Genomic DNA, 2,675 nt, shown 5'->3' with positions numbered 1-2,675 from the left:
CGCGTGATGTTTGATGACGCCCTTTTCATTCGCGAACGCCATGGTCTGCGCCCCACGGCGCGGGCCCTGTCATTGCGTGGCGAGCTGGCCGAGCTGCTCTCGCGTCTCGAGAACCTGAGCGCCCCTGCCACCTTCACCCCCGCCACCAGCCAGCGGCGCTTTCAACTGGCAGTGCTGGAAAGCGCCTGGGCGACCCTGATGCCGTCCTGCACGCGCACACTGACCGATGCGCTGCCGCATGGCAGCCTCGAGATCAGTCGCTGGCAGGCCGATTGCCTGAGCCTGATGGAAAAGGGCCAGCTGGATATCGGACTTGCCGGACACGATCACAGCGCCGAGACCCCGGGCGAGCCGCCTGCCCTCCCCGCTGGCTTCCAGTCGCGCCTGCTGTGGCGCGACGACCATGTGATTCTGGTGCGGCGTGATCATCCGCTCACACGGCGCCAGACACCGATGACGCTGAGCGAATTCGCGGCCTTGAGTCATGTCCAGGCCACCTGCGAGGGGCGCTCACGCTGGTCGCTGGATGAGCGGTTGGAGCAGCACGGCGCACCACGCCGCATCAGCGTGCTGGTGCCGGATTTCCGCGACGCCCTGAGCATCGTCGCGCACAGCGAGCTGGTGTTCTGCGCGCCCAGAAGCTTTGCCCAGGCCAGCAGCGAGCTGCACGGGCTGGCGATTCTTGAGCTACCGATGCGCCTGCCCGCGCTCAGCTACCGCTTGATCTGGCATGCCAGCCACGAGCAGGACCCCGGGCACCGCTGGTTGCGACAGTCCCTGCTGACGCATATCCGCAACGCGCATGGGGAAGACGCCGAGGCCGCTGAGCTCTAGAATGGCCCCATTCTGAATTCGCCACCCGCCCTGCGGCACTGGCGCCGATACCCGCACGTCCCATGAGGTTCTGCCATGCGCTCCATCATCCGCCTGTTCTTCCGCACCCTGCGTCTGGTGCTGGCTCCCTTCATGCTGCTCAGCGAGAAGCTGACCCGCGGCAGCGCGCTCGAGCGCAGCCCCGCCCAGCAGGCCGAGGTGGACGCCGAGACGGCCAAGCTGGCGCTGTATCAGTTCTCGACCTGCCCGTTCTGCATCAAGGTGCGCAAGCGCATGCATCAGCTGAACCTGAACGTCGAGCAACGAGACACCCAGCACAACGCCACTCACCGCCAGGCCCTCGAACAGGGTGGCGGTCGCGTCAAGGTGCCGTGCCTGCTGATCACCCATGACGATGGGCGCGAAGAGTGGATGTACGAATCCGACACCATCAATGCCTACCTGCAGGAGCGCTTCGGCAGCGCCGCCTGACAGGATACCGGCTGATACGACGCAGACCGCAAGAGGCCGCTCATGAGAGCGGCCTCTTGCGGTCTGGTGAGCGCGAGCACGCGCATTTGGGTGTCTCTCTTCTGCTCACCGTCTTGCCCAGCTTCTGCCTCTCATCAGGCCAGCGCCTGCGAGACGGATGCCCGCTTGCGGCGAGCCGCCTGGCGCATCCGATCCATCGCCCACACCATCGCCAGCGTCAGCGCGACGGCCCCCAGGGTATGCGCCAGCGCCAGATCCAGCGGCAACCACCACAGCACATTGGCGATTCCCAAGCCTGCCTGCACCAGCCAACACCCCAGCGCCCAGCGCCAGGGGTTGTCAGGCGATGGCGTCCGCGCCGGCAAGTAGCGGCGCTGGCGCCAATACAGCGCCAACAGCACCGCCCCCAGCAGCACGGCCCCGCCACGGTGCGCCATGTGGATGGCCGTGCGCGCCTCACCATGCAGCTGCCCGTGCAGATAACTGGGGCCGACATCCTGGGTCAGGTGGAAGCCCTCTCCCCAGTCCATCGCCGGCCATGCGGCACCATTGCAGGCCGGGAAACCTTCACAGGCAAGCCCGGCATAATTGCTCGAGGTCCAGCCCCCCAGGGCCAGCTGCCCCAGCAGCAGAGCCGCGGCCAGAGTGGCCAGCCAGGGCTGACGCCGGATGTGCGCTGCATCAGCGCCCGCCGTGTGTTGCTCAGCCGTCACCTTGAGGTGCGCCGCCCGCCGTCTGAGTGATAGCCACAGCAACAGCAGCAGGCTCAATACGCTCAGGCCGCCCAGCAGATGCAGCGTCACCACCTGCGGCCACAGCTTCAGCGTCACGGTAAAGGCCCCGAACGCGCCCTGGACCAACAGCATGCCCAACAACAGCCAGCAGCCGGCCAGGGGAAAACGCGTGCGCGCCTCCTCGCCCCAGTGATCAGTCACCTTTGCCTCGCCACTGCCACCCTCGAAGGTCTGCGATTGATGAGCCTCCCGACGGCGAATCCGCCAGCCCAGTGCGAGCAAAGCGATGGCCGCAAGCCCGAGCAGACTCGCCGCATAGCGATGGATCATCTCCGCCCACGCCTTGTAGCCTTCAAGCGGATGATGCGGGCTATGCAGGCTCGCGGTCTGGGCGTCCGGCACGACCAGAGCGCCATAACAGCCCGGCCAGTCGGGGCACCCCAGACCGGCGTCCACCAGCCGCGTCCAGGCTCCCAGCCCGATCACCAAGATGACCAGTCCCAGCATGCTGGCGACCAGTCGCTGACTGCTGCGCCACAGGCGTGTCGTCACCCGTCGGCTCGTCGCCTGCCGGGCGGCAGGGCCATGCACCAGATCAGACGTCAGCTCAGGCGTCGCCATCGAGAAGGCCTGCGC

General features: G+C 67.0%; 3 protein-coding genes. 2 read left to right on the top strand and 1 reads right to left on the bottom strand.

What is annotated here, in order from left to right; translation table 11 throughout:
• Together AC4FAH_RS04395 and AC4FAH_RS04390 are read left to right on the top strand one after the other, a co-directional pair.
• A partial coding sequence (locus AC4FAH_RS04395) for a LysR substrate-binding domain-containing protein (RefSeq protein WP_490245692.1) occupies nucleotides 1-834 on the top strand: 834 nt, incomplete at its 5' end.
• A 75-nt stretch (nucleotides 835-909) separates the two neighbouring features.
• Nucleotides 910-1,305: a glutaredoxin family protein gene (locus AC4FAH_RS04390; RefSeq protein ID WP_043337063.1), complete on the top strand. Its 396-nt coding sequence runs from the start codon at nucleotides 910-912 to the stop codon at nucleotides 1,303-1,305.
• A gap of 134 nt (nucleotides 1,306-1,439) precedes the next feature.
• On the opposite strand, the gene AC4FAH_RS04385 is transcribed toward AC4FAH_RS04390, so the two are convergent.
• On the bottom strand, nucleotides 1,440-2,546 hold the full coding sequence (locus AC4FAH_RS04385; protein ID WP_490245695.1) for a COX15/CtaA family protein: 1,107 nt from the start codon (nucleotides 2,544-2,546) through the stop codon (nucleotides 1,440-1,442).
• Nucleotides 2,547-2,675 lie beyond the last annotated feature (129 nt).

This window comes from Cobetia sp. (genome assembly GCF_983723665.1).
This window is presented reverse-complemented; position numbering and strand designations above follow the sequence as displayed.